General features: G+C 66.1%; 23 protein-coding genes, 1 pseudogene and 1 riboswitch. Of the genes and pseudogenes, 15 read left to right on the top strand and 9 right to left on the bottom strand.

Translation table 11 applies throughout. From position 1 onward, the window contains the following. Positions 1-45: 45 nt before the first annotated feature. The 4 genes from ACV095_RS17975 to ACV095_RS17960 are packed head-to-tail and all read right to left on the bottom strand — an operon-like array spanning position 46 to position 4,178. Positions 46-1,239, bottom strand: coding sequence for an acetyl-CoA acetyltransferase (locus tag ACV095_RS17975; protein WP_478222411.1), 1,194 nt, complete (start codon positions 1,237-1,239; stop codon positions 46-48). Continuing rightward, positions 1,236-1,925: a CoA transferase subunit B gene (locus tag ACV095_RS17970; RefSeq protein ID WP_134165185.1), complete on the bottom strand. Its 690-nt coding sequence runs from the start codon at positions 1,923-1,925 to the stop codon at positions 1,236-1,238. Before ACV095_RS17970 ends, ACV095_RS17975 begins: the two co-directional genes overlap by 4 nt. Before the next feature lie 32 nt (positions 1,926-1,957). Continuing rightward, positions 1,958-3,415: a short-chain fatty acid transporter gene (locus tag ACV095_RS17965; protein WP_235509820.1), complete on the bottom strand. Its 1,458-nt coding sequence runs from the start codon at positions 3,413-3,415 to the stop codon at positions 1,958-1,960. A gap of 46 nt (positions 3,416-3,461) precedes the next feature. Further along, positions 3,462-4,178, bottom strand: a complete 717-nt coding sequence (locus tag ACV095_RS17960) for a CoA transferase subunit A (protein WP_018771680.1) — start codon at positions 4,176-4,178, stop codon at positions 3,462-3,464. 165 nt (positions 4,179-4,343) lie between these two features. Between ACV095_RS17960 and ACV095_RS17955 the strand changes: the two genes are divergently transcribed. Further along, positions 4,344-5,138 carry an IclR family transcriptional regulator gene (locus ACV095_RS17955; protein WP_478222410.1) on the top strand — a complete coding sequence of 265 codons (795 nt, stop codon included), beginning with the start codon at positions 4,344-4,346 and terminating at the stop codon, positions 5,136-5,138. Between the two features lie 114 nt (positions 5,139-5,252). Here the strand turns inward: ACV095_RS17955 and nadE are convergent, their stop codons facing one another. After that, positions 5,253-6,107, bottom strand: a complete 855-nt coding sequence (gene nadE / locus ACV095_RS17950; RefSeq protein ID WP_018772237.1) for an ammonia-dependent NAD(+) synthetase — start codon at positions 6,105-6,107, stop codon at positions 5,253-5,255. 75 nt (positions 6,108-6,182) lie between these two features. Between nadE and ACV095_RS17945 the strand changes: the two are divergent. From ACV095_RS17945 to ACV095_RS17925, 5 genes and pseudogenes are all read left to right on the top strand, one after another. Further along, a pseudogene (locus ACV095_RS17945) lies at positions 6,183-7,394 on the top strand (FAD-dependent oxidoreductase); the annotation flags it as partial. A gap of 96 nt (positions 7,395-7,490) precedes the next feature. Continuing rightward, positions 7,491-8,075 carry an orotate phosphoribosyltransferase gene (pyrE, locus tag ACV095_RS17940; protein ID WP_478223475.1) on the top strand — a complete coding sequence of 195 codons (585 nt, stop codon included), beginning with the start codon at positions 7,491-7,493 and terminating at the stop codon, positions 8,073-8,075. 110 nt (positions 8,076-8,185) lie between these two features. Then, positions 8,186-8,959, top strand: coding sequence for a GAF and ANTAR domain-containing protein (locus ACV095_RS17935; protein ID WP_056392235.1), 774 nt, complete (start codon positions 8,186-8,188; stop codon positions 8,957-8,959). Between the two features lie 82 nt (positions 8,960-9,041). Beyond that, positions 9,042-9,662, top strand: a complete 621-nt coding sequence (locus tag ACV095_RS17930; protein ID WP_478222409.1) for a hypothetical protein — start codon at positions 9,042-9,044, stop codon at positions 9,660-9,662. 69 nt (positions 9,663-9,731) lie between these two features. After that, positions 9,732-10,772, top strand: coding sequence for a thioesterase domain-containing protein (locus tag ACV095_RS17925; RefSeq protein WP_018772232.1), 1,041 nt, complete (start codon positions 9,732-9,734; stop codon positions 10,770-10,772). Between the two features lie 2 nt (positions 10,773-10,774). On the opposite strand, the gene ACV095_RS17920 is transcribed toward ACV095_RS17925, so the two are convergent. Beyond that, the gene (locus ACV095_RS17920; protein WP_018772231.1) at positions 10,775-11,617 is read right to left on the bottom strand and encodes an HAD-IIA family hydrolase; all 843 of its coding nucleotides are present in this window, start codon (positions 11,615-11,617) and stop codon (positions 10,775-10,777) included. A gap of 40 nt (positions 11,618-11,657) precedes the next feature. On the opposite strand from ACV095_RS17920, the gene ACV095_RS17915 reads away from it, so the two are divergent. The 3 genes from ACV095_RS17915 to ACV095_RS17905 all read left to right on the top strand — a co-directional run bounded on the left by ACV095_RS17915 (position 11,658) and on the right by ACV095_RS17905 (position 13,897). Beyond that, the gene (locus ACV095_RS17915) at positions 11,658-12,332 is read left to right on the top strand and encodes a TrmH family RNA methyltransferase (RefSeq protein ID WP_018772230.1); all 675 of its coding nucleotides are present in this window, start codon (positions 11,658-11,660) and stop codon (positions 12,330-12,332) included. Between the two features lie 122 nt (positions 12,333-12,454). Continuing rightward, on the top strand, positions 12,455-13,474 hold the full coding sequence (gene fbaA, locus ACV095_RS17910) for a class II fructose-bisphosphate aldolase (protein ID WP_018772229.1): 1,020 nt from the start codon (positions 12,455-12,457) through the stop codon (positions 13,472-13,474). Next, positions 13,475-13,897, top strand: a complete 423-nt coding sequence (locus ACV095_RS17905; protein ID WP_018772228.1) for a DUF3151 domain-containing protein — start codon at positions 13,475-13,477, stop codon at positions 13,895-13,897. Between the two features lie 347 nt (positions 13,898-14,244). Here the strand turns inward: ACV095_RS17905 and ACV095_RS17900 are convergent, their stop codons facing one another. Continuing rightward, positions 14,245-14,874 (bottom strand): uracil-DNA glycosylase family protein, encoded by a 630-nt coding sequence (locus ACV095_RS17900; protein WP_142069093.1) that lies wholly within the window; start codon positions 14,872-14,874, stop codon positions 14,245-14,247. Positions 14,875-15,075: 201 nt separating this feature from the next. Next, entirely contained in the window at positions 15,076-16,284 is a 1,209-nt protein-coding gene (locus ACV095_RS17895) for a cobalamin-independent methionine synthase II family protein (protein ID WP_478222408.1), read from the bottom strand. Between the two features lie 13 nt (positions 16,285-16,297). Next, a riboswitch (SAM riboswitch) is annotated at positions 16,298-16,401 on the bottom strand. A gap of 184 nt (positions 16,402-16,585) precedes the next feature. On the opposite strand from ACV095_RS17895, the gene ACV095_RS17890 reads away from it, so the two are divergent. From ACV095_RS17890 to ACV095_RS17865, 6 genes are all read left to right on the top strand, one after another. Continuing rightward, on the top strand, positions 16,586-17,674 hold the full coding sequence (locus ACV095_RS17890) for a M14 family zinc carboxypeptidase (RefSeq protein ID WP_478222407.1): 1,089 nt from the start codon (positions 16,586-16,588) through the stop codon (positions 17,672-17,674). 238 nt (positions 17,675-17,912) lie between these two features. Beyond that, entirely contained in the window at positions 17,913-19,202 is a 1,290-nt protein-coding gene (locus ACV095_RS17885) for an adenylosuccinate synthase (RefSeq protein WP_026266160.1), read from the top strand. Between the two features lie 188 nt (positions 19,203-19,390). Further along, on the top strand, positions 19,391-19,762 hold the full coding sequence (locus tag ACV095_RS17880) for a YegP family protein (protein WP_478222406.1): 372 nt from the start codon (positions 19,391-19,393) through the stop codon (positions 19,760-19,762). 294 nt (positions 19,763-20,056) lie between these two features. Further along, complete coding sequence (locus ACV095_RS17875; protein WP_056392220.1) at positions 20,057-20,608, top strand: RNA polymerase sigma factor; 552 nt, start codon at positions 20,057-20,059, stop codon at positions 20,606-20,608. Further along, on the top strand, positions 20,605-21,576 hold the full coding sequence (locus tag ACV095_RS17870; RefSeq protein WP_478222405.1) for a hypothetical protein: 972 nt from the start codon (positions 20,605-20,607) through the stop codon (positions 21,574-21,576). The genes ACV095_RS17875 and ACV095_RS17870 overlap by 4 nt, the downstream gene beginning before the upstream one ends. A gap of 37 nt (positions 21,577-21,613) precedes the next feature. Continuing rightward, positions 21,614-22,039 (top strand): CoA-binding protein, encoded by a 426-nt coding sequence (locus ACV095_RS17865; protein ID WP_018771841.1) that lies wholly within the window; start codon positions 21,614-21,616, stop codon positions 22,037-22,039. On the opposite strand, the gene ACV095_RS17860 is transcribed toward ACV095_RS17865, so the two are convergent. After that, positions 22,036-23,064, bottom strand: coding sequence for a 2-oxoglutarate and iron-dependent oxygenase domain-containing protein (locus ACV095_RS17860; protein ID WP_134165173.1), 1,029 nt, complete (start codon positions 23,062-23,064; stop codon positions 22,036-22,038). The genes ACV095_RS17865 and ACV095_RS17860 overlap by 4 nt on opposite strands. Positions 23,065-23,085: the final 21 nt, after the last annotated feature.

The following is a 23,085-nucleotide window of genomic DNA, read 5'->3' as shown; positions in this document are numbered from 1 at the left end:
CGCCGTCGTGAAAGCAGCCCACGACGGCGGCCCGGCCCCGGACAGTTACACGGCCTCCAGGATGCTGACGTAATTGGCGATGCCCACGCCGCCCATGTTCTGCACGGCTGCCCGGCGCGGGGCCGGGAGCTGCATGTCGCCCGCGGTGCCCGTGAGCTGCATGGCCGCCAGGACGTGCTGGGACACGCCGGTGGCACCCACAGGGTGGCCTTTGGACTTGAGGCCTCCTGAGATGTTGATGGGAAGTTTCCCGTCCTTGTAGACCCAGCCTTCCTGGAGCGCCAGGGCGCCCTGGCCGGGTTCGGTCAGGCCCATGGCCTCGTACATGAGCAGCTCAGCGATGGTGAAGCAGTCATGGACTTCGGCCAGGTCCAGGTCCTCAATCCCGACGCCGGCCATCGCCAGGGCACGCTGCCAGGACACCCGCGTGGCTTCGAACGCCGTCGGGTCCCTGCGCGCCGCGGGGAAGAAGTCGTTGGCCTGGCCAAAGCCGGCGAGCCGTACCGGTGCCGTGAGGCCTCCGGTTGGCGAAGTGGACAGCACGACGGCGGCGGCACCGTCGGACACGGGGGAACAGTCGGTCCGGCGCAGGGGATCGGCCACCATGGGGTTCTTGTCCGAGACGGTTTGGCAGAACTCCTCGCCGAGGTCCTTGCGGAGCTGGGCGTACGGGTTGTCCACGCCGTTGCGGTGGTTCTTGGCCGCGATGGTACCCAGGACGTCGCCCAGCTTCCCGTCAGCGTCGTAGCGTTTGGCGTAGTGCCTGGCCACTTCCGCGAAGAGTCCGGTGAACCCGGTGGTGGAGGGCCTGCCGGCCATGTCGTAGTCGGCGCCCAGCAGCCCGGCGCCCACCACATCAGCTCCCGCGTGGGTCATCTTTTCGGCGCCGATCACCAGGACCGTTTTGGCGGTTCCGGCGAGCAGTGCCTTGGTGCCCTGCTGGAAGGCCGCCGAGCCCGAGGCGCACGCGTTCTCCACGCGGGTGGACGGGACGTTGGCCAGGTCCGGTGACACCTGCAGCGCCAGGGAGGATGGAAACGCCAGCGGCATCATGCCGGAGTTGAACTGTCCCACGTAGATTTCATCGATCCGGGCCGGCTCAATCCCTGCGCTGCTGATGGCGTCCGTGGCCACCTGGACGATGAGGGATTCCAGGGTGTCGTCGGTGAGCTTCCCGAACCTGCTGTGACCCCAGCCGGTGATCAGGACATCCTTGCCGAACTGCTTTTTGAGGCTCATGCCGAGGCTCCTTCCAAGGTGGTGGCTGGATCGAGGGAGGGGGCGACCTCAAAGCCGGCTTCGGTCTTCTCCCGGATGTCCTCCACGGTGACCCCCGGTGCCAGCCTGGTCAGCGTGAGCTGCCGCCCGCCGTCGTCCTTTTTGTGAAGGTCGAAGACGGCGAGGTCGCTGATGATCCGGTCCACGCAGCTGAGCCCGGTCAGCGGCAGCGTGCATTCGCGGACGATTTTGGCGGTGCCGTCCTTGGCGTTGTGTTCGGTGAGGACCACCACGCGCGGTGTTCCTGCCACCAGATCCATGGCACCGCCCATGCCTTTGACCATCTTCCCGGGGATGGTCCAGTTGGCCAGGTCGCCGTTGCCGGAGACCTGCATGGCGCCCAGGATGGCCACCTTGACGTGCCCGCCCCGGATCATGCCGAACGAGGTGGCGGAGTCGAAGATGCTGCCGCCCGGCAGGACCGTGACGGTCTGCTTGCCGGCGTTGATGAGGTCGGCGTCCTCCTCGCCCTCGTACGGGAACGGGCCCATGCCCAGCAGCCCGTTCTCGCTCTGCAGCACCACCCGCACGCCCTCAGGCAGGTTGTTCGCCACCAGCGTGGGGATGCCGATCCCCAGGTTTACGTAGTCGCCGTCGTTCAGTTCCTCGGCCGCAATCGCAGCCATTTCATCCCTGGTCCATCCCATGGGTTTTCTCCTTTGGTCGTCTTGGCTGTAATTCAGTTGGGTATTACCGGCGGCACGAACTCGAACGTCATTCCCAGCAGCCAGGCGAGCAGCAGGACCACCGGCAGGTGGAACAGGAACTGCTGGAACGTGAAGCCCACCAGGTCCCGGGCGCGCAGGCCCAAGACGGCCAGCAGCGGCAGCATGAAGAACGGGTTGATGAGGTTGGGCAGGGCCTCGGCCATGTTGTAGATCTGCACGGTCCAGCCGAGGTTCATGTTCACGTCGGTGGCGGACTGCATGACGTACGGTGCCTCCACCAGCCACTTTCCGCCGCCGGACGGAACGAACATGCCAAGGAGTGCCGTGTAGATGGCGATGATGACCGCGAACGCCCCGTTGCCGCCGATGCTGGTGAAGAAATGGGCCAGATGCTCCGACACCGAGAGGCCGCCCGCGCCGGTGGCCTTGGTCAGGATGGCCGCCATCGCGGCATAGAGCGGGAACTGGACCAAAATGCCTGCGGTTGCGGGCACGGCCTTGGTCACGGACTGGAGGAATTTGCGCGGGGTTCCGTGCAGCACAAGCCCCAGCATCAGGAAGACCAGCAGGTAGCCGTTCAGTGAACTGACCACGCTGAGGATGGGCAGGGTCAGGAGTTGGGACACCAGCCACCCCAGCGTCAGAACCCCGGCCAGGACGGGGAGGACCCTGCTGTATTCGAGCCACTCGCCGGGGCGCGACTTTTCGGCCGGCGGTTCGGGCTGGTCATCAAGGTCGACGCCGAGGTCTGCCGCGGTTTTGACGGCGCCGCCCGTGGGGGCGGAGAAGTGGGCAATGACGGTGGTCAGCAGCATCAGGATGACCAGGGTCAGCAGGGACTGCCAGGTGAAGATGGTGGTGCCGAAGTCCAGGACGCCGGTGATCTTCAGCAGCGCCGGGGGAATGGAGGCCTTTGTGGCCTGGAGCTGGGCCGCGGAGGAAGACATGCCCAACGCCCAGACGGCGCCCAGCCCCATGAAGGCCGCTGCCCCGAGCGCCCGGTAGTCGACGTGCAGATCCGCCCGGCGGGCCACGGCACGCGCCAGGAGGCCGCCGAAGATCAGGCTCAAACCCCAGTTCACGAACGACACCGACATGGACATCACGGCAACGAAGCTGACGGCGGCGCGCGCGGAGTTTGGCACCTGCGCCAGTCGGTCAATCAACCGGGCCACGGGCGGCGAGGTGGCCACCACGTAGCCGGTCAGCACCACCATGGCCATCTGCAAAGTGAAGGCGGTGAGGTCCCAGAAGCCGTTTCCGAAGGAGTCCACCACTGCCTTGGGAGAGGCGCCGATGGCGAGTGCTGCGATGGCCACCAGCAGCACGCCTGCCAGGGCGAAGATGTAAGCGTCCGGGAACCACTTCTGCGTCCATCCGGCCAGCTTTTCAGCCATCAGGGCCAAGCCCTTCTGGCGGACGTCCGGTTGGTCGAGCTGGCTGGTGGCCATGGCGGTGTTTCTCTCCATTGAGTGATGTTCTTCCGTTGTTGGGGTGGCCGGCGTCGGAGGCCGGTCAGGCGGAGACGAGGCCGGCGCGCTGCCGGACGGTCCGCTGCTCGATGTCCTTGACCCGGTCCGACGCCTGCACCAGCCGCTGGACGAAGACGCCGGGGGTCGCAACGTGGTTCGGGTCCAGCCGGCCGGGCTCCACGATCACTTCCGCCTCGGCGATGGTCAGTGTGCCGGCTGTGGCCACTACGGGGTTGAAGTTCCGGGCCGTGTAGCGGTAGATGAGGTTGCCGTCCGTGTCAGCGGTGTGGGCATGGACAAGCGCGACGTCGGCCCGGATGGCCCGCTCCTGGACGTACGTTTCGCCGTCGAACACCTCGTGCGGTTTGCCTTCGGCAACCAGGGTGCCCACGCCGGTTTTGGTGTAGAAGGCAGGGATGCCGGCGCCGCCGGCGCGAAGCCGCTCGGCCAGGGTGCCCTGCGGAGTGAATTCCACCTCCAGCCTGCCGGCAAGGTACTGCTCGGCAAACAGCTTGTTCTCGCCGACGTAGGACGCGATGACCTTGCGGACCTGGCCCGCCTCGATCAGGATGCCCAGCCCCTTGCCGTCCACGCCCATGTTGTTGGACACCACGGTGAGGTCCCGGACGCCGGAATCACGCACAGCTTCGATCAGGTCGGCCGGAATGCCGCTCAGGCCAAATCCTCCTACGGCGAGGGTGATGCCGTCCTGCAGGGCCCCTTCCAGGGCGCTGGCGGCGGAAGCTTGGAGTTTCTTCATGTCGTCTCCTCGTTGAGCACGGTGGTGTCCACTAAGTGGATGCCGGGGATCTGAGTCTGGAGATTACGGGCGCATTATTGCGCCTGTCAAGGACCACGGCGTGGCCTATTTACAGTGTGGACAGTACGATGGCGTGTATCCATATTGTGGACACCAGGAGGGTTTATGGCCATGCAGGTGCAGGGCGCGCAGGTGGTAACGCGGATCGCCGGCCTGCTGCGGCTGGTGGGCAGGAGCTCGGAGGGAATGCCCCTGGTGGACCTCGTGCGGGAATCCGGCCTTACCCGTCCCACGGTCCACAGGCTCCTGACGTCCCTGGCCGCGGAAGGCCTGCTGGACCATGATCCCGTGACGGGGAACTGGGTGCTGGGCCCCGAGATCCTCCTGATGGGCTCGGTGGCTTCGGCGCGGTTTCCCCTGGAGGACATCGCCCGGCCCAGCCTCCGCCGGCTGGCGCAGGCCACGGGCGAGAGCGCCTTCTTCTCCATCCGCCGCGGCGCCGGGACGGTCTGCCTGCTGCGTGAGGAAGGCAGCTTCCCGGTCCGCTCCTTCGTCCTGCACGAGGGTGTCCGGTTCCCCCTTGGCGTCGCGTCGGCCGGGACGGCCATCATGGCCTTCCTGCCGGAAAGCGAGCAGGAGGAAATGCTGGGGCGCTGGAGCGAACACGCGGGCGAGTTCGCCGGGAACCATACTCCCGAACTGGTGCGGAAGAACCTGGCCCGCACCCGGCTGGCCGGCTATTCGGTGAACCCCGGCCTGGTCCTGGAGGGAAGCTGGGGGATGGGTGCGGCGGTGTTTGACCGCTCCGGGAAACCGGCTTGGGCATTGTCGTTGACGGGCATCGAACCACGCTTCAAGCCGGAACGGCAGGAGGAACTCGGCGGCCTCCTGATGGCGGAGGCGCACCGGATTACGCAGCAGCTTGGCGTGGGCGGCGGCGGCGGGCGGCGGCCCCGCTGAGCCTCCCCGGCTCTGGCCGCGAACGACGACGGCGGGCGGCACCTTCCGGTGCCGCCCGCCGTCGTTCTCCCCGAAGACGTGCTCCCCAAAGGTGGGGAAGTCCGGCGAGGCTGCCTAGAGGCCCACGCGGGGCTCCTCGGGGCCCTGGTCCTTCCACCACGTGTCAAAGATGGTGACCGGCACGGTGCGCTTGTGGCGGGTCCGGAGGTACTTCTGTTCGATGGAATCGGCAACGGCGTCCGGAACCTCGCGGCCTTCGAGGTAGTCGTCGATCTGGTCGTAGCTGAGGCCCAGTTCGTCCTCATCGGTTCGGCCTGGCCGGTCATCGAGCAGGTCGGCGGTGGGTACCTTCTCCCAGACGCGCGCCGGCGCTCCAAGTTCAGCCAGCAGGGCGCGGTTCTGCCGCTTGTTGAGGCCGAACAGGGGCAGGATGTCCGCGCCGCCGTCGCCGTACTTGGTGAAGAAGCCGGTGACGGACTCGGCGCCGTGGTCGGTGCCAACCACCAGGTAGTTGTGCTCGCCCGCCAGCGCATACTGGGCGATCATCCGGGTGCGGGCCTTGGTGTTGCCCTTGTGGAAATCGGAGATCTCCGAGCCCACGGTCTTTTCGAACTCGTCTTCAAAACCGTCCACGGCGGCGGAGATGTTGAACGTCCATTCCGTCTTGGCCTTGATGAAGTCCAGGGCTGCCTGGGCATCTTCCTCGTCGTGCTGCACTCCGTAGGGAAGGCGGACGGCCACGAAATTGGCTTCCACGCCTTCGGCCTCAAGCTCATCCACCGCCAGTTGCGCAAGCTTGCCCGCCAGGGATGAATCCAGGCCACCGGAAATGCCCAGGACAAAGCCCTTGGTGTGGGTTGCCTTCAGGTATTCCTTGAGGAACGTGACGCGTTTGCGCACCTCTCCCGCGGGATCGATCCGGGGCTGAACGCCCATTTCTTCAATGATTTTGGCCTGGAGTTCGCGCATGTGGTCCAGCCTAGCCAGCACTGTCAACAACCCTCAACTGTTCCGGGCGGCCCCTGCGCGGCGTAGCGTAACTGCATGGAGCGGACAGGGTGTGCCGTGGTGGGCGGAGGCCCCGCGGGGATGATGCTGGGACTGCTGCTGGCCCGGGCCGGAGTGCAGGTGACCGTCCTGGAGAAGCACCGCGACTTCCTGCGCGACTTCCGCGGCGACACGGTGCATGCGTCCACCATCCGCCTGATCGACGAACTTGGCCTGGGCGCGGGATTCCGCAGCCTGCCCCAAAGCAGGCTCAACAACGTGGCTGTTCCGGTCCCCGGCGCCGGCCTGGTCACCCTGGCGGCCTTCGACTCTTTGAAGCCCCCGTACAACTACGTGGCCATGATGCCGCAGTGGGACTTCCTGGATTTCCTCGCCTCGGCGGCCGCTGCGGAACCGACGTTCAGCCTGCTTATGGAGAGCGAGGCCACCGGCCTGGAGTTCGACGGCGGCCGCGTCACCGGAGTGCGCTACAGGGCCACGGGCGGGGCCGGGCCGGGGGCGGAACACGTGCTGCATGCAGATGTGGTGGTGGCCGCGGACGGGCGCCATTCAGTGCTGCGGGAGGCGGCGGGAATGCGCACCAGGGAGTACCCGGTGCCGTTCGACACCTGGTGGTTCAGGCTTCCGCGCCACGCTTCCGAGCAGGGCGAAGTGGCGGGTGTGGTGCCGTCGCTGGGTGACGGGGACGCCATGATTGCCCTGAACCGCACCGACTACTACCAGCTGGGGTACCTCGCCCCCAAGGGCTCGGATGCCGGGATCAGGGCCGGCGGCGTGGAACGGTTCCGGCAGCGCGTGGCGGCACTTCGTCCGGATCTCGCCGACCGCGTCGACTCCATTCGCAGCCTGGACGACCTTCACTGGCTGGACGTTAAGCTGAACCGCCTGCAGCGCTGGTACACCGACGGATTCCTGTGCATCGGGGATGCAGCCCACGCGATGTCACCGGCCGGCGGCGTAGGCATCAACCTGGCCATCCAGGATGCAGTGGCGGCCGCCGAACGGTTGGCCCCGGACCTGCGGCGGGGCCACGTGCGGGCCAGGACCCTCGCGGCAATCCAGCGCCGCCGGCGCATGCCTACAGTGGTGGTCCAAAGCGTGCAGCGCATCCTGCACAGGGTGGTTTTTGTTCCGCTCTTCGCCGGGAGATTGTCCGGGGCGACCCTGGCCGGCGATGGTGCCCGGACTACGTTCTCCATCACGCGGATGGTCTTCTTCATGCTGCGCCACAACCCCGTGGTCAGGCGTGTCCTGCCGCGCGTCATCGCCTTCGGGCCCCGCCCCGAGCACGCGCCAGGCTTTGCCCGCCCACTCACCGTCCGCCCACCCACTAAACTTGAGCCCATGACTTCGCCCTCTGACACTGCGGTAGACACCGCAGCTGCCCGCGCCCGCCTGCTCGAACTCATCAAGGAACTCGCCGTGGTCCGCGGCAAGGTGATCCTCTCGAGTGGGGCCGAGGCTGACTACTACATCGACCTCCGCCGCATCACCCTGCACCACGAGGCCTCCAAGCTGGTGGGCCAGGTCATGCTCGCCCTGGCGGACGACGCCGGGATCGACTTTGAGTGCGCCGGCGGCCTCACCATGGGTGCTGACCCGGTGGGCACTGCAGTGATGCACGCTGCCGCTGATGCCGGCCGTGCCGTGGATGCTTTCGTGGTCCGCAAGGCCCAGAAGTCCTACGGCATGGGCCGCCAGGTGGAGGGCCCCTCCGTTGAAGGCTGCAAGGTGCTGGTCCTGGAGGACACCTCCACCACGGGCGGTTCCGCGCTGACGGCAGTGGAAGGCGTCCGGAAGGCCGGCGGCAACGTGGTTGCGGTGGCAGTGATCGTGGACCGTGACACCGGTGCCAAGGAAAAAATCGAAGCCGAGACCGGCGTTCCATACCTGTTTGCGTTCAGCAAGGACGAGCTGGGGCTGTCCTAGGTCCTGCTGCGGACCCGGGAAATCGCCTGGGAACAAGTATGCTGGCCGTTGGCCGGGCTGTTGGCGCTGCTTTATGATGTCCTTTAACACTTTTCAGTTGCTTGGAGATCATGCATTTGCTCCCCCCAGAACAGCCTTTGAGCGCAACCGACCAGGTCCAGAACCTCATCCTGGAAAGCGCTGATTTTGAGGACTTCCTCAACGAACTGGCCCGTTTCTCCGCCCACCAGATGGCAGGCGACGGTGACGACGCCCTGTGTGGCATCACCCTGCTCCGTGACCGCAAGGCGGCCACCATCGGGTGGAGCAGCGATTCGGCGCGGGAAGTGGACGAAATCCAGTACTCCTTGTCTCAGGGCCCCTGCCTGACTGCTGCGGAGGAGGAACGCGAAGTCCACGTTCCCGATCTGCTGGAGGAGAACCGGTGGGGTCCCGATTACGCAACGGCCGTTGCCGCCCATGGCCTGCGTTCGGTGCTTTCCCTCCCGTTCACCCTGCAGGGCGAGGCCAAGGCGGCCCTGAACCTCTATTCCGATGTTCCCCGGAAGTTCGAAGGACGGGCCACGGCAAGGGCCCGGGACTTCACCCGTGAAATTTCGCAGGCCCTGCGCCTTGCCGTCCGGTTCTCCCTGCATGCGGACAGCGCGTCGAACCTCCGGGCCACGCTGGAGTCCCGCACCATCATCGACATCGCCGTGGGCATTGTCATGGCCCAGAACCGCTGCAGCCAGGCGGCTGCCGTCGAAATCCTCACCGAGGCATCCAGCAACAGCAACACCAAGCTGCGGGACATCGCCAAGTCCCTGGTGGACTCAGTGGGCGGAGCCGGTGCCCGGACGCACTATGAGGAGCCGGGAAAGGTAATCCGCGCGGCCCGTTCCTAAGGGTTGGGTTGTGCAGGGGCTCCCGCGGAGGTTAGGCTTGCGGAGGTTGAGCCGTCGGCCATAGACCTCTTTTGGAGTACCTATGGACCGAGCATTAGACGCAGTTGTTAATTTTGATGTCCCTGCAGACATCGTCCGGATTGAAGTCCGGGGGAGCCTTGACAGCGGTTCCCGCCCCCACCTGGTCCACATCATCCGCCGTGTCCGGCGAATGGGCATCCGCTGCCATATTTGCGTTGACCTCTCAATGGCGGACCTGGTGGAGTCAACCGCGCTGGCCGGCCTGCGCAGCGACCTGAATGCGCTGGATGCCAACGCGCTGCCGGGAGCCTGTGGTGCAGGCGTTTCCCTGCAGCTGGTACCCGCTGCCCACAAAGCTTCCTTGAACCGGCCATCCGGCGAGCAGCCACTTCCCCTGGACGGCGACGTCCGTGAGCTGTTCCCCGGAGGCCGCTTCGCCGGGGAGTATCCACACCTTCCTGTCATGTGGATCGAGGCGTTGTACGGGCCGCCCCTTACGGAATACTCCAACGAGGAGCTCCTTGCGGCCAGTGACGCGCTCTTCGCGCTGCTCGACAATCCAAACACCCAGGACAGTGCCGACCTGCTGGGCCGCTACAACGACATCGGCCTGGAGATCCATCGCCGCCGGCAGGAACCCACGTCCCCAATCCCCGCCGCGGAGGGCCAGGCCGCCTGCTGACCCCAGCGTCACCGAACGGTTACCCCCGCCCGTTGCGGCGGTACGTTTGGGTGGGTTTACGGTAGGAGTGTGCCGTATGAGGGGGAGGTAAGTCCGCAGGGCGGGCGCGGGGTTTCCCACGCCCGGCTGCTGGCGGAGGCGGCTGCACTGAAACGCTTTTCGCGGCGCACGTTCCTGGCGGGTGCAGGGGCGTCCGGGCTGCTGGCTGCCGACATGCTGGTGACCCGCGAGGTCCAGTCGCAGCGCCGGACCACCAGGATCCTCAGCGTTGCGGACGACTTCGCGGACGCCTATTACCCGGATGCCAGCTGGTTCCTGTTCCCGGGGTACAAGACCAGCTGGGAAGAGGCACAATGGATCCTCAACACCCTGCGCGGGGCGCTGAACAAGCGCGCCCGGCTCGCCGCCGTCGGGTATTCCAACCTGGGGCTGAACATCACGGAGGTGGTCAACGCGATCACCGACTACATTGCCGAAGAGAAGATCACCAAGCTCTTCTTCTACGGGCACAGCTTCGGCGGGATGCTGGCCACCCAGGTGGCTGCCCGACTCCTTGCCCTGCAGGGAGTCCAGGTGCAGTTCATCCTCCTGGACTCCAGTCCCTACAGTGCGCACGACGTGCTGGACCAAAGCTGGTTCGACGGCGTGGTGTTCCTTTACGAGCGCGGCGTCAGGTTCCCGTCCACGCTGCGCGGTGGGTATGAGCTGGGTGAACGGATCATCCACAAGGACGAACGGAGCTGGCGGCAGGTCCTGGACCAGACCCTGGAGCAGCTGTCCCCGATCGCACCTTCCAGCGTCCTGATCCAGACCGAGTCCGCGTATATCTACCACTTCGAGGGAAGCCAGTTCGCCGGGAAGCTGGGCACGGCCAAGATGGCCTATATCGGGAACCCCAAGGACAGGACGGTCGACTACGAAACCGCGGCGGAAACCTGGGCCGTGGTCTTCAAGGACAACATGGTCTCAAGCAACCTGCAGACCACCGGCGCGGCACCCGCCCACGCCAGCCCCGGCTGGAATCCGCAGGTCTACCGGCCCCTGGTGACGGAACTGCTGGACGGGTTCTTCCCGCTGCCCCGGGGCGGCTCCCGGGTGAGCATCTTCTAGTCCTAGATCTGGTTCTTCAGGTCCGCCACGGAGTTCAGCACCTGGTTGGGGCGGAACGGATACGCGGCAATGTCATCCTTGTGCGTGATGCCGCTGAGGACCAGGACGGTGTGCAGGCCCGCTTCCATGCCGGCGATGATGTCCGTATCCATCCGGTCACCGATCATGGCGGTGGTCTCGGAGTGTGCATCGATCTGGTTCATCGCGGAGCGGAACATCATGGGATTCGGCTTGCCCACAATGTACGGCTCGCGGCCGGTGGCCTTGGTGATCAGGGCCGCGATGGCACCGGTGGCGGGCATGGGGCCGTCCTTGGAGGGGCCGGTGGCATCCGGGTTGGTGGCGATGAACCGGGCACCTGCAAGGATCAGCCGGATGGCCATGGTGATGGCTTCGAAAGAGTACGTGCGCGTCTCGCCAAGCACCACAAAGTCCGGGTTCTGGTCGGTGAGGATGAAGCCGGCCTCATGCAGCGCCGTCGTGAGCCCCGCCTCACCGATCGTGTAGGCGCGGTTGCCGGACTCTGAGCCCCGCACCTGGTCCTTGAGGAACTGCGCCGTGGCCAGCGCCGAAGTCCAGATGTTTTCCTCCGGAATTTCCAGGCCGGAGGAACGCAGGCGGGCGGCAAGGTCGCGCGGGGTGAAGATGGAGTTGTTGGTCAGCACCAGGAAGCGCTTGGACGTATCCACCCACCGCTGGATCAGTTCCGCGGCGCCGGGGATCGGCTGGTTCTCGTGGACCAGGACGCCGTCCATGTCCGTCAGCCAGCACTCGATCTCCTGGCCGCTGCGGTAAACCGCGGGGTTTGCTGCTACCTGGTCTTCTTCTGCCACGTTTACCTCCACCGGTGATGAATGCTCCAGTGCTCCAGTCTAGTGTTGAGGGGTGAACCAAACGCCCGGCCTGCCAGACGAACCCCGCCACGAGCCCGGGGAGGCCGAGCCCGCAAAGGCGGAGGTCGGCGTCGGGCCCTGGGAAGGCGAACTGCCCGAAGGCGACCACTGGGACCCTGACCTCCTTGCCGACGGGGACCGCCGCAACGTCCTGGACAAGTACCGCTACTGGAAGCACGAAGCGATCGTGGCGGAGCTCGATTCCCGGCGGCACAACTTCCACGTGGCCATCGAGAACTGGCAGCACGACCTGAACATCGGCACGGTGGTGCGCACCGCCAACGCCTTCCTCGCCAAAGAGGTGCACATCATCGGCCGGCGTCGATGGAACCGCCGCGGCGCCATGGTCACCGACCGCTACCAGCACGTCCGCCACCACCCCACGGTCGAGGACTTCGTCCAGTGGGCGCAGGGGGAGGGGCTGGCGATCATCGGCATCGATATCTTCCCGGACTCGGTTCCCCTGGAGACCTACGAGCTGCCGCGCGACTGCGTGCTGGTCTTCGGACAGGAGGGCCCGGGCCTGACCCCCGAAGTCCACCAGGCCGCCGCCGCCACCCTGTCCATCGAGCAGTTCGGCTCCACCCGGTCCATCAACGCCGCCTCGGCAGCCGCCATCGCCATGCACGCCTGGATCCGGCGGCACGTGTTCAACCAGCACGTCTGAGTGTTACTGAGCGGTGACCCGAAACACCCTCGTGGTCCGGGAATGGCTAGGATGGTGCCTAGCCGTAAGCGGTCTACTTGAGGGTCTTCCACCCACAGACGAAACTCAGCAGAGGAGCCAGCATGCCCATTGCAACCCCAGAGATCTACTCCGAAATGATCGACCGCGCGAAGGCGGGCGGCTTCGCATACCCGGCCGTGAACGTCACGTCCTCGCAGACGCTCAACGCAGCGCTCCGCGGCTTCGCCGAGGCGGAGTCGGACGGCATCGTCCAGGTTTCCACCGGCGGTGCGGCCTACTGGTCCGGCGCATCCACCAAGGACATGGTTGCCGGTTCCCTGGGCTTCGCAGCCTTCGCCCGCGAAGTAGCCAAGAACTACGGCGTCAACGTCGCCCTGCACACTGACCACTGCCCCAAGGACAAGCTGGACGGTTTCGTCCTGCCCCTGCTGGCTGCTTCGGAGGCTGAGGTCAAGGCCGGCCGGAACCCGCTGTTCAACTCCCACATGTGGGACGGCTCCGCCGAGACCCTCCAGGAAAACCTGCGCATCGCCCGCGAACTGCTCGGCCGCACTGCTGCCGCCAAGATGATCCTCGAAGTGGAGATCGGCACCGTTGGCGGCGAGGAGGACGGCGTGGAAAACGCCATCAACGACAAGCTGTACACCACCGTTGAGGACGCCCTGGCCACCATCGATGCCCTTGGCTCCGGTGAAAACGGCCGCTACATCACGGCCCTGACCTTCGGCAACGTCCACGGCGTCTACAAGCCCGGCGGCGTCAAGCTCCGCCCGGAGATCCTCAAGGACATCCAGGCCCAGGTGGGTGCCAAAATCGGGAAGGACAACCCGTTCGACCTCGTGTTCCACGGCGGCTCCGGCTCCTCCGACCAGGAAATCGCCGACGCCGTCTCCTACGGCGTGATCAAGATGAACATCGACACCGACACCCAGTACGCCTACACGCGTCCGGTGGCTGACCACATGTTCAAGAACTACGACGGCGTCCTGAAGGTGGACGGTGAAGTGGGCAACAAGAAGACCTACGACCCCCGCGTCTGGGGCGCCTCCGCCGAAGCCGGCCTGGCAGCCCGCGTGGTGGAAGCCACCAAGCAGCTCGGTTCGGCCGGAAAGACCTTCTAGATGTCGGACGAGTTCCGCCGGAACCTGATGGGGCCGGAGCCCACTCTCCTGCCTGCCGAAACCGAGGTGAACGCGCAGCTTGAGGCCGGCCAGGAGGCCCTGGACCTGGTGGCGAAGCACCCAACGTCCTCGCTCCTGTGGGCCGTCCTGGCTGAGGAGGCGTGGACGGAAGGCCGCACCATCGACTCCTACGCCTATGCCAGGGTGGGTTACCACCGCGGACTGGATGCGCTGCGCCGCAACGGCTGGCGCGGCGTGGGGCCCATCCCCTGGGAGCATGAGCCAAACCGCGGGTTCCTGCGGGCCCTCTACTCCCTGGGCCGGGCCTCGTCGGCCATCGGCGAGGCTGAAGAGCCGGAGCGGATCGAGAAGTTCCTGAACGATTCCGACCCCACGGCAAAGGCAGCCATCGAGGGCGAATAACTCCCTGGGCCAACGCCCGCACTGTTTCCTGGTGCAGATTGCCAGGGAGGGGTTCGGGCTGGGAACGACGGCGGGCGGTCACCTTTCAATGAGAAGGTGACCGCCCGCCGTCGTATCCGGCCTGCAATGCGCCGTCCCTCGTTTCGGTTAAAAGAATCGAAGGGCCAGGGGAGGAAAGGAGGAGCTGCGCGAAGCGTGGGAAAGCAGGAGAAAGCGCGTCTCAGGTTCCGTGACTACTACTCGTGGATGTCGTACGCCGACTTCACCACCTGGGTTGAAGCCGAAGACGAATCGGCCCGGGAATTTCGTTTACTGAGTCCGATGCCACAGGCTGAGCGGCGCAGGACTTAAGGTTTGGCAATACCCGTGCGGGCCATGGCGTCTGCATAGGCAGTGCGCATGTCCTCCAGGTACTCCTCCTGGCGGGCCGGGGAACCGGCGAAGGCGCGGCCGCTCAGCGAGCGGACCTTGTAGGTCTTCAGGCCGCGGCGCCAGAGGAGGGGCACCTCGGTCTTCAACAGCAGGTTAGCCAGGCGGTTGGCTTCGGTGCCATGCGCCACGATCACCGAGGCGCGGGGGACCAGGGCCAGGAACTTCAGCAGGGGCTTCAGGCCTGACTGGATCTGGTCCGGAGTGAACTTGCCGTTGGCTTCGCCCGGGACGTGCCAGGGGTGGACGTTCCACGGCATGACGAACTCGGGGCGCAGGCCAAGCTTCCACTGGATCCCCAGCATGCGGGTAACAGCGTCCTGGTCGCCGGGGGTGATGAACCCGGACGGATCCACCTCGCCGATGTTGGAGAACAGGCTGATGATGCGGCATTCCTCCACGTCGTGCATGGGGTCCACGTAGGGCACCACGGTTCCGGGCTTGGCCTCCTGCAGGGAATCACACAGTTCGTTGACGGCGGCAACGCTGGGTTCGTAGCGGCGGCTCATGAGCTGTTCGTGGAATGTTTCGGGTGCCAGGGCTGTCATGAAGTGCTGGATCTCCTGCGGGGATTGGCGTTGCTGCCGCCACGGACATGGGCGCACGGCGGCACGGCACATCAGTGGCGGTTGATTGGGGTGGACCAACTCCTGGTCGGCCTACTCCAGTTTAGCAAGCCCAGGCAAGCGAAACGCCGGCCGCCCCTTCCGGTGATGGAAGGCACAGCCGGCGCGTCGGTGCGGGAGCGGCTAGAAGAGGCGCTTCGAGGCGCGGCGGGCACCCTCACCCAGTGCCTCCAGCTTGGCGAAGGCGATCTGCGGGTGCACCCTGCCGCCCAGGCCACAGTCGGTGGAGGCAATGACGTTCCCGCGGCCCACGAGGTCCGCAAAGCGGACGACCCGGTCCGCCACCAGGTCCGGGTGCTCCACCACATTGGTGGCATGCGAAACAACGCCCGGGATGATCACCTTGCCCTCGGGGAGCTTTGTGTCCTCCCACACCCGCCATTCGTGTTCGTGGCGGACGTTTGCCGCTTCAAAGGAATAGGCGCCGGCGTTGACCTGAAGCACAGAGCCGATGATGTCGGCGAACGGGATGTCCGTGGTGTGTGGGCCGTGCCAGGATCCCCAGCACACGTGCAGCCGGATCTGCTCCTGCGGCAGCCCGCGCAGCGCCCAGTTGGTCGCTTCGACGCGCAGCTGGATGAACTTCAGGTAATCGTCCAGGGACGGCTCGGGATTGATCTGGTCCCAGCTTTCGGCCAGGGACGGATCATCGAGCTGCACCGTAAGGCCGGCCTCGATGATGGCCTTGTATTCCTCCCGCATGGCATCAGCGCAGGCGTAGACGAGTTCCTCGTCGCTCTTGTAGTACTCGTTGGCTACCCGCGCGCATGAGCCGGGGGAGAGGGAAGCCACGAAGCCATCCGTGAGGCCTGCGGCGGCGAGCCCGGTCTTCAGGTTCCGGATGTCCGAGGCCACCAGGTCCTGGCCCGTGTAGGTCAGCGGTCCGGCGATCTTGGGCTGGGCAACGCTCCTGCGGTGGGTGAGGATGCCGGATGCGGGATCGCTGTAGGCCTCGTTGAAGGCCTGCCGGTCGCGCCGGTCCGGGAACGAGGTCAGGACAACGTTGCCGGGGGACGAGCGGCGGACGCCGGACTCGGCCCAGCGGTCCACGGTGGTTGGCTCAAGGCCCCCGAGCCGGGCGAAGGAGTAATTCCACCACGCCCCGTAATCCACCGAGCTGGACATGGTGTGCCCGTACTCGCCGTCGTTGGGGATGTCGATGCCAAGGTCCTTCTGGCGCTGCACCACGTCCACTACGGAGGCTTCGAGGAGTTCCAGGAATTCCGGCGTGATGCCGTCGGCTTCCTTGGCGGCGTTGGCCGCAATGAGTTCAGGGGTGCGGGGCAATGAACCGGCGTGGGTCACGCGGATACGGTCGGTGTTCTGGGACATGCTGGAATCTTCCTTTCCATCGGTCCTGGCAGTAGCACCTTCGGCCGGCAGGAGTCTGCTGGGCCGTGGTTGCTGCGGCGTCATCGAGCCAGGTCTCTCGGCCGCTCCGGATGGTCCACTCTCAGATAAATCGACGCGCGTGGAGCCGGGCAAATCCGCACCGCTTTATGTCGTGGGCATGTCCGGCCGGCCGCCGGCGGCAGGACCGGAACGTACTTACAGTGTTTGTCCAGCATATTGACAGGTTTCGTTAAGCTTGGTTGGCTGAGTGTCACATGCCTCCGCTGCGACGGAGCGGCGGATGCCACCCGAGCACTCGAAAGAGGTAACTGTGACGAAATCCCTCAGGGCCCTCGCCGCCGCAGGCGCCCTGTCGCTCGCTGTCGTCGCAGCAGGTCCGGCGCCCCTGGCCGGCGCCGTAGGCGAAGGGCCTTCCTACGACGGCAACGGCCAGATCACCACGTCGAAGCTGGCCACCTACGACCAGATGGTCTCGTTCCTGAAGGACCAGGATGCGCGCCAGCCCGCCATGGAGCTGGAGGTCATCGGCCAGACCGTCAAAGACCGCGACATCCACCTGGTCAAGTACATATCGGACCCGGCCAAGCCCACCATCCTGTATTTGACCCAGCAGCACGGCAATGAACAGCTCACCACCGAGGGTGCCCTCGAGTTCGTCAAGCACCTGGGCACGGGCAAGTCGGCAGGCATCCTGGACGGCGTGAACATCCTCATCGTGCCCATGCTCAACGCGGACGGTGCCATGGGGGATGTCAACTTCTCCCTGGACGACTACCTTGCCAAAGGGGACCGCCACCTCACCCGCTACAACGCGGAGGGCGTGGACCTGAACCGGGACCATGTGGCCAAGGTCCAGCCGGAGACCCAGGCGCTGCACAACAACGTGATGCGCAAGTACCGCATTGACTACATGATCGACCTGCACCACCAGGGCACCCGCGCCGAGCGCGACGGCAAGCTGGTTTCCGGCTCCATCCTGTACCCCACCACCCCGAACGCCGACCCCTCCGTCGTCGAGAAATCAAAGCGGCTCGGCGCCGTTGTCTTCAACAACGTTGACTCCACCGGCTGGGGCCACCTGGGCAGGTACCAGGGCGGCAGCGCCGAGACCATCAGCCGCAACGGCATCTCCGTGGAATACGGCATTGCCACCCTGCTTTTCGAGATGCGCGGCATGTCCGACCACTACCTGGATGGTTACGCGCTGGGGCAGCGGAGCAATGGCTACCTGATCAAGCAGACGGTCACCACGCTGGCGTCCACCGCCGCGGCCATCGCGGATGGATCCATTGCCGACGCCGACACCTCCTTCTGGGACACGCTCGCCGAGCAGACGTCCCGGCCCGCGGGGGAGGCCGAGGACGAGTAGGAGGCCCGGCGCCCGCCGCGGCCCATATTTGCGAAAGGGCCGCGGCGGGCCACAACAGTGGACAAAGTGCCCCATCGGCTAAACTTGGGTGGTAAGAGCCCCGGAACTCTTGCTTCGCCGTGCCGTGCTGCGGCTGTGCGAAGGCCGGTATGTTCGGGGCATTCTCATGAACGGCGCTGCATGGGCCCGCCACCAGATGGCTGGACCCGGGCAGCCCGAACGAATGGGGGAGGATCCCATGCCAGCAATTGTGATCGTAGGAGCCCAGTGGGGCGACGAAGGAAAAGGCAAGGCCACCGACCTTTTGGGCGGCCGTGTTGACTACGTCGTCAAGCCCAATGGCGGCAACAATGCCGGGCACACCGTCGTCGTAGGCGGTGAAAAGTACGAACTCAAGCTGCTGCCGGCAGGCATTCTCAGCCCCAACGCTGTTCCCATCATCGGCAACGGCTGCGTGGTGAACCTCGAAGCCCTCTTCCAGGAAATCGATGGGCTCCAGGCCCGCGGTGCGGACACCTCGAAGCTGCGGGTTTCCGCCAACGCCCACCTGGTGGCCCCGTACCACCAGGTCCTGGACAAAGTGACCGAACGCTTCCTGGGCAGCCGCGCCATCGGCACCACCGGCCGCGGCATCGGCCCCGCCTACATGGACAAGGTGGCCCGGCTGGGCATCCGCGTCCAGGACGTCTTTGACGAATCCATCCTCCGCCAGAAGGTGGAAGGCTCGCTGCGCCAGAAGAACGAACTCCTGGTCAAGGTCTACAACCGCCGCAGCGTTGTCGTGGACGAGATCGTGGACTACTTCCTGTCCTTCGCCGAGCGGCTCCGTCCGCTGGTCATCGACAGCACCCTGGTCCTGAACACCGCGCTGGACGAGGGCAAGGTGGTCCTGATGGAAGGCGGCCAGGCTACGTTCCTGGACGTGGACCACGGCACCTACCCGTTCGTGACCTCCTCCAACCCCACCGCCGGCGGCGCGTCGGTTGGCTCCGGCATCGGGCCCACCCGCATCTCGCGCTCCATCGGCATCATCAAGGCCTACACCACCCGCGTTGGCGCCGGCCCGTTCCCCACGGAACTCTTCGACGAGATGGGCATGTACCTGCAGAAGACCGGCGGCGAATTCGGCGTCAACACCGGACGCCCGCGCCGCTGCGGCTGGTACGACGCCGTCCTGGCCCGGCATGCCTCCCGCGTCAACGGCTTCACGGACTACTTCGTCACCAAGCTGGACGTGCTCACCGGCATCGAACAGATTCCCGTGTGCGTGGCCTACGACGTGGACGGCGTCCGGCACGATGAAATGCCCATGACGCAGACCGAGTTCCACCACGCCAAGCCCATCTTCGAGTACTTCGACGGCTGGACCGAGGACATCACCGGGGCACGCACCCTGGCGGACCTGCCGGAGAACGCCCGGAATTACGTGCTGGCCCTTGAGAAGCTTTCCGGAACCCGGTTCTCCGCCATCGGCGTGGGCCCGGACCGGGACCAGACCATCGTGGTGAACGACCTCATCAACGATTGACACCCCCCAGGGCAGCATGACGACGGCGGCAGGCCACCTTTGCGGGTGGCCTGCCGCTTGTGCGTCCCGGGACGTTCGGCCCCGGGTGGAAAAGCAATTTACACAGGCTTAACGCGCACGGTCTTGTGAGGCTGCACGCGTACCGGCAAGACTCGGTAGTACCCCCTGGTGCCCAAGGAAGGATCGTCATGGCCGGAAAATTTGAAGCATTCATTGACGCTGATTCGTTGTTCCGGTTCCGGCTCCTGGCCCCGGATGGCGCAGTGGTGGCTGTCTCCGGGCCGTACCATGACAAGCAGGCCCTGGCGGCAGGGATCGCTGCCGTGCGTGAGTGCGCCGGCACCGGCCTGGTCACCGACCTCTGTCCCGCCGGGGCCGTATCCCGTCCCGCAACCGTGCCCGTAGCGGCAGCCGCCGCCGTTCCCGCGGAGCTGCCCTCCGCCGTCGTACCTGTCTGTGGCGACGAGCGCCTGCCCGCCAGGCTGCACTTTTTCGCGCTGGCCAAGGCATCGCGCAGGCAGGCGACGCCGCCCCGGTGGACCAGGGCAGCTGCCCGCTGACAGCCGCGGAACGGCTGCCAAAAAAGTTTTTGAAATCGCGTAACCCTTTGGGGGTGCGCAGCGATTACCCCTATGAAGTGCCGGTCTGGAACCTGTCCCCCATCACGTTCCAGACCGGCTCTTTTGTTTTCCGCCCAGCCGGCTTCAGGTGCCGGGAGCCCGCAACGGCCCGCTTACCCGGCGCCGTGGCGCTTCCGGCAGCGGTTGTTACTGAAGGGTAAAGTAGGGGCAGCGTTCCGGATGTACTGAGCGTTCACCTTGCCAACTCCCTCTTTGACGGAAAGCACTACGTCAGTGACCGATGCACAGACAGACGAGGCTCCGGACCAGCCAACTCCCGGGACCGCTGCCTTCAGCCTCGTCTACAAGACGTACGCGTCGCAGGTGCTGGGCTATCTCACCGCCCGGGGAGTCGAGGATCCGGAGGCCGCCATGCAGGAAGTGTTTCTTTCCGTCCTGCCCAGGCTCGACAGTGTCCGCGGAGGGGATGCGGGGCTGCGTACCTTCATTTTCTCCGTTGCCCATGCGCGGATGGTGGACGACCACCGCCGCCAAAGCCGAAGCCCGCTCAAACTGCCGTTCGAGCCAGAGCTTGACCAGCGCCAGGACAGCTCAGCGGAAAAGCTGGCGCTGGAGCGCATCTCACCCCGGGAAGTCCTCGGGCTGCTGGACGGGCTGCCGCAGGACCAGCGGGACGTGCTGTCGCTTCGCCTGGTGGGTGGCCTGACAGTGGAACAGACCGCGGAAACCATCGATAAGAGCGCCGGTGCCGTGAAACAGCTCCAGCGGCGCGCGCTGCTGAAACTTCGGGAACTTGCGGCAGTGAAGGAGTATTTCACGCCATGACGTCCGCTTCGGATAATCTCATCGCCCTCGTCGACGACATGCTCCAGGACGCCGGTGCAGCCCAGGATGCGGAACTCCGTGACACCCTGGTCGCACTGGGCGCCCTGGCCTCACTGCCCGTACCCGCGCCCACCGGCGAGCTTGCCGCGATGCTGGCAGCGGGAGGTCCGGCAGAAGACGCCACTTCCGGGAAACTCGAGGGTGAGCAGCGGGTTGAGCAGCCGGATGGTGAGCAATGGGTTGACGACCCGCCGGGCGATGAACTGGCGCGCCGCCGCCGTCGGCACCGCCCCACCGCGCTGGGCCTGGTCCTCGCGGCGGGAATGGGGCTGGGCGTTGGCGGAGTAGCCGCCAGCTCCACCGCTCCCGGAGGCAGCCCCATTGAGCACGTGCTGACGGAATGGATGCCGTGGAACCATACGACCGACGCCGCGTCGGCCGTCTCCTCCACCGACGGCGGGCCAGACGTGGGCGCGGAAGGGGAAGTCACCCAGTCCGGCGCAACTGCCGCACCGGCTGGGGCTGCGGACGCGTCACACCGTGCGTCCCGTTTCCTGCGCGATCCTGCCGGCCTGTTCGGCGGCACCCGCACGCCGGCGTGTGCCGGCCCCGTCAAGCACGACGCCGGCACAGGTCCAGGGAACTGCGCGGCCGAACCCGGGGCTGCTGCAGTGGGTGGAGCCGTCGGCGGCATGGATGGCAGCGGACGGGCTGTGCCGGCGGGAACCCCGGCGGATCCAGCTGCGGCCGGACCGGGCAAGGCCGGGGCGCCGGCACCGGCTACTGTGGCAGGCGGCGTGGACCCGGCCGGGACGGCGCAGAAGGCGGCCGGTTCCGCTGCCACCACCGGCCGGGTGCCGGGCCAAGGCCAGCCACAAGACCCAGGGACACAGGAACCAGGGACACAGGGCGCAGGGGGTTCAGAGTCGCAGGGCACAGGCCCCAAGGCCGCCACCCCGCTGAAGTAGCTGAAGCATGACAGGACGGGCAGCGTAGGCTGATCCCATGGGCCACACGAACGATCCCGCAGTCATCGAACGCCTTCTGCGAACCAAGGGCCGGTGGGCCATCGTCGGACTCACCACCAATGAGTGGCGCTCCGCCTACGACGTCTCGCTGATGATCCGCGACCGGCTCGGCATGGAGATCATCCCCGTCAACCTGAACGGCGACACTGTCCACGGCGAACCCGGCTATCGCACCCTCGGCGACATCCCGGCGGATAAGCAGCCCATCGACGTCGTGGACTGCTTTGTGAACTCGCAGAAGGTGGGCAGCGTGGTGGACCAGGCCATTGCCGCCGGGGCGAAAGCCGTGTGGCTGCAGCTGGGGGTCATCGACGAGGCAGCGGCGGAACGTGCCAAGGCGGCGGGGCTGGACGTGGTGATGAATCTGTGTCCGGCGCAGCTTGCCTGGAAGTACAACCTTTAGCGCTTCATCAACTCCGGATAGTGCCGTTCGGTCACGTCCGGGTGTGCCCGCATCCGGCCCTTGAGCATGTTGAGGCCGAACGATGCCAGGAGCGGGTTGTCCGGATCGTCCGTGATACCCCGGGCAGCCGCCTTTAGCTCGGGTGCCAGGGGGACGGGCTCGATGACCGCGTCGAGCCGCGGCGACCAGAAGAACGGCACCGAGTACCGGTCGACGCCCGGTGGCGGTGCCTGGACGCGGTGGATGGTCGCCGCCAGGTATCCCTCCGTGGCTACTTCGAGCATCTCGCCAAGGTTCACCACCAGTGCCCCCGGCAGGGGCTCCACAGGCAGCCACTGGGTGGTTCCGGGCGGCAGCACTTCCAGGCCGCCTACGTTGTCCTGCAGCAGGAGGGTTACGAAGCCGTAGTCCGCGTGCGAGCCAACGCCCTGGTCCCCGGCCGCTTCCACCACGCCGCCCACGTAGTGGACCAGCTTGCCCATCCATGCCGGTGAATCCCGGAAGGGCCCGTCGAAGTAGTCCTCCGGCAGCTGGAGCGAAACGGCGATTGCCCTCAACAGTTCCATGCCCACGCCGGACATCAGCTCCGCCCACTCCATGGCAGCAGGCTTCAGCTCGGGGAATGTTTCATCGGGCCAGAGATTGGGACCCTGCAGCAGCCAGTAAGGCTGGCTGTCCGGGTAGTCCCGCACCGGCTCGCGCTCCGGTGAATAGTCGATCTGCTCCCGAGCGTCGGCCCGGCCCTGGGTCACCTCGGTGCCCATGCGCGTGTAGCCACGGAAGTGGGGGGAGAGGCGGTTGTCCAGCTTCATCCGCTCCTCAAGGGGCAGGTCGAAGAAGCGCTGAATTGTGTCCAGGAGCTCTTCGGCCTGTCCCGGGCGGCCACCATAACCGGTGACCTGGAAGAACCCGATGTCGTGGGTGGCGTGCCGCAGCTGGTCGATGAACTCCGGGCTGAATGTGCCGTCGGCCCGCCGGGCGGCACGCAGGTCCAGAACAGGTATGGCTCCCTGGTCGCGTGACATGTTCGCAGACTAGCACCGCGC

This window comes from Arthrobacter sp. JDC6, from assembly GCF_056484025.1.
The sequence above is the reverse complement of the archived record's forward strand: the minus strand, read 5'-3'. Positions and strand labels throughout refer to the sequence as shown.

What these genes read in the sequence shown, in the direction of transcription:
- ACV095_RS17895 (WP_478222408.1), bottom strand. Translation starts at nt 16,284, where the DNA reads ATGTCCCAGAACACCGACCGTATCCGCGTGACCCACGCCGGTTCATTG.
- ACV095_RS17930 (WP_478222409.1), top strand. Translation starts at nt 9,042, where the DNA reads ATGGACCGAGCATTAGACGCAGTTGTTAATTTTGATGTCCCTGCAGAC.
- ACV095_RS17975 (WP_478222411.1), bottom strand. Translation starts at nt 1,239, where the DNA reads ATGAGCCTCAAAAAGCAGTTCGGCAAGGATGTCCTGATCACCGGCTGG.
- ACV095_RS17970 (WP_134165185.1), bottom strand. Translation starts at nt 1,925, where the DNA reads ATGGGATGGACCAGGGATGAAATGGCTGCGATTGCGGCCGAGGAACTG.
- ACV095_RS17870 (WP_478222405.1), top strand. Translation starts at nt 20,605, where the DNA reads ATGACGTCCGCTTCGGATAATCTCATCGCCCTCGTCGACGACATGCTC.
- ACV095_RS17880 (WP_478222406.1), top strand. Translation starts at nt 19,391, where the DNA reads ATGGCCGGAAAATTTGAAGCATTCATTGACGCTGATTCGTTGTTCCGG.
- ACV095_RS17865 (WP_018771841.1), top strand. Translation starts at nt 21,614, where the DNA reads ATGGGCCACACGAACGATCCCGCAGTCATCGAACGCCTTCTGCGAACC.
- ACV095_RS17955 (WP_478222410.1), top strand. Translation starts at nt 4,344, where the DNA reads ATGGCCATGCAGGTGCAGGGCGCGCAGGTGGTAACGCGGATCGCCGGC.
- ACV095_RS17900 (WP_142069093.1), bottom strand. Translation starts at nt 14,874, where the DNA reads ATGACAGCCCTGGCACCCGAAACATTCCACGAACAGCTCATGAGCCGC.
- ACV095_RS17960 (WP_018771680.1), bottom strand. Translation starts at nt 4,178, where the DNA reads ATGAAGAAACTCCAAGCTTCCGCCGCCAGCGCCCTGGAAGGGGCCCTG.
- fbaA (WP_018772229.1), top strand. Translation starts at nt 12,455, where the DNA reads ATGCCCATTGCAACCCCAGAGATCTACTCCGAAATGATCGACCGCGCG.
- ACV095_RS17860 (WP_134165173.1), bottom strand. Translation starts at nt 23,064, where the DNA reads ATGTCACGCGACCAGGGAGCCATACCTGTTCTGGACCTGCGTGCCGCC.
- nadE (WP_018772237.1), bottom strand. Translation starts at nt 6,107, where the DNA reads ATGCGCGAACTCCAGGCCAAAATCATTGAAGAAATGGGCGTTCAGCCC.
- ACV095_RS17890 (WP_478222407.1), top strand. Translation starts at nt 16,586, where the DNA reads ATGCCACCCGAGCACTCGAAAGAGGTAACTGTGACGAAATCCCTCAGG.
- ACV095_RS17885 (WP_026266160.1), top strand. Translation starts at nt 17,913, where the DNA reads ATGCCAGCAATTGTGATCGTAGGAGCCCAGTGGGGCGACGAAGGAAAA.
- pyrE (WP_478223475.1), top strand. Translation starts at nt 7,491, where the DNA reads ATGACTTCGCCCTCTGACACTGCGGTAGACACCGCAGCTGCCCGCGCC.
- ACV095_RS17935 (WP_056392235.1), top strand. Translation starts at nt 8,186, where the DNA reads ATGCATTTGCTCCCCCCAGAACAGCCTTTGAGCGCAACCGACCAGGTC.
- ACV095_RS17965 (WP_235509820.1), bottom strand. Translation starts at nt 3,415, where the DNA reads ATGGAGAGAAACACCGCCATGGCCACCAGCCAGCTCGACCAACCGGAC.
- ACV095_RS17905 (WP_018772228.1), top strand. Translation starts at nt 13,475, where the DNA reads ATGTCGGACGAGTTCCGCCGGAACCTGATGGGGCCGGAGCCCACTCTC.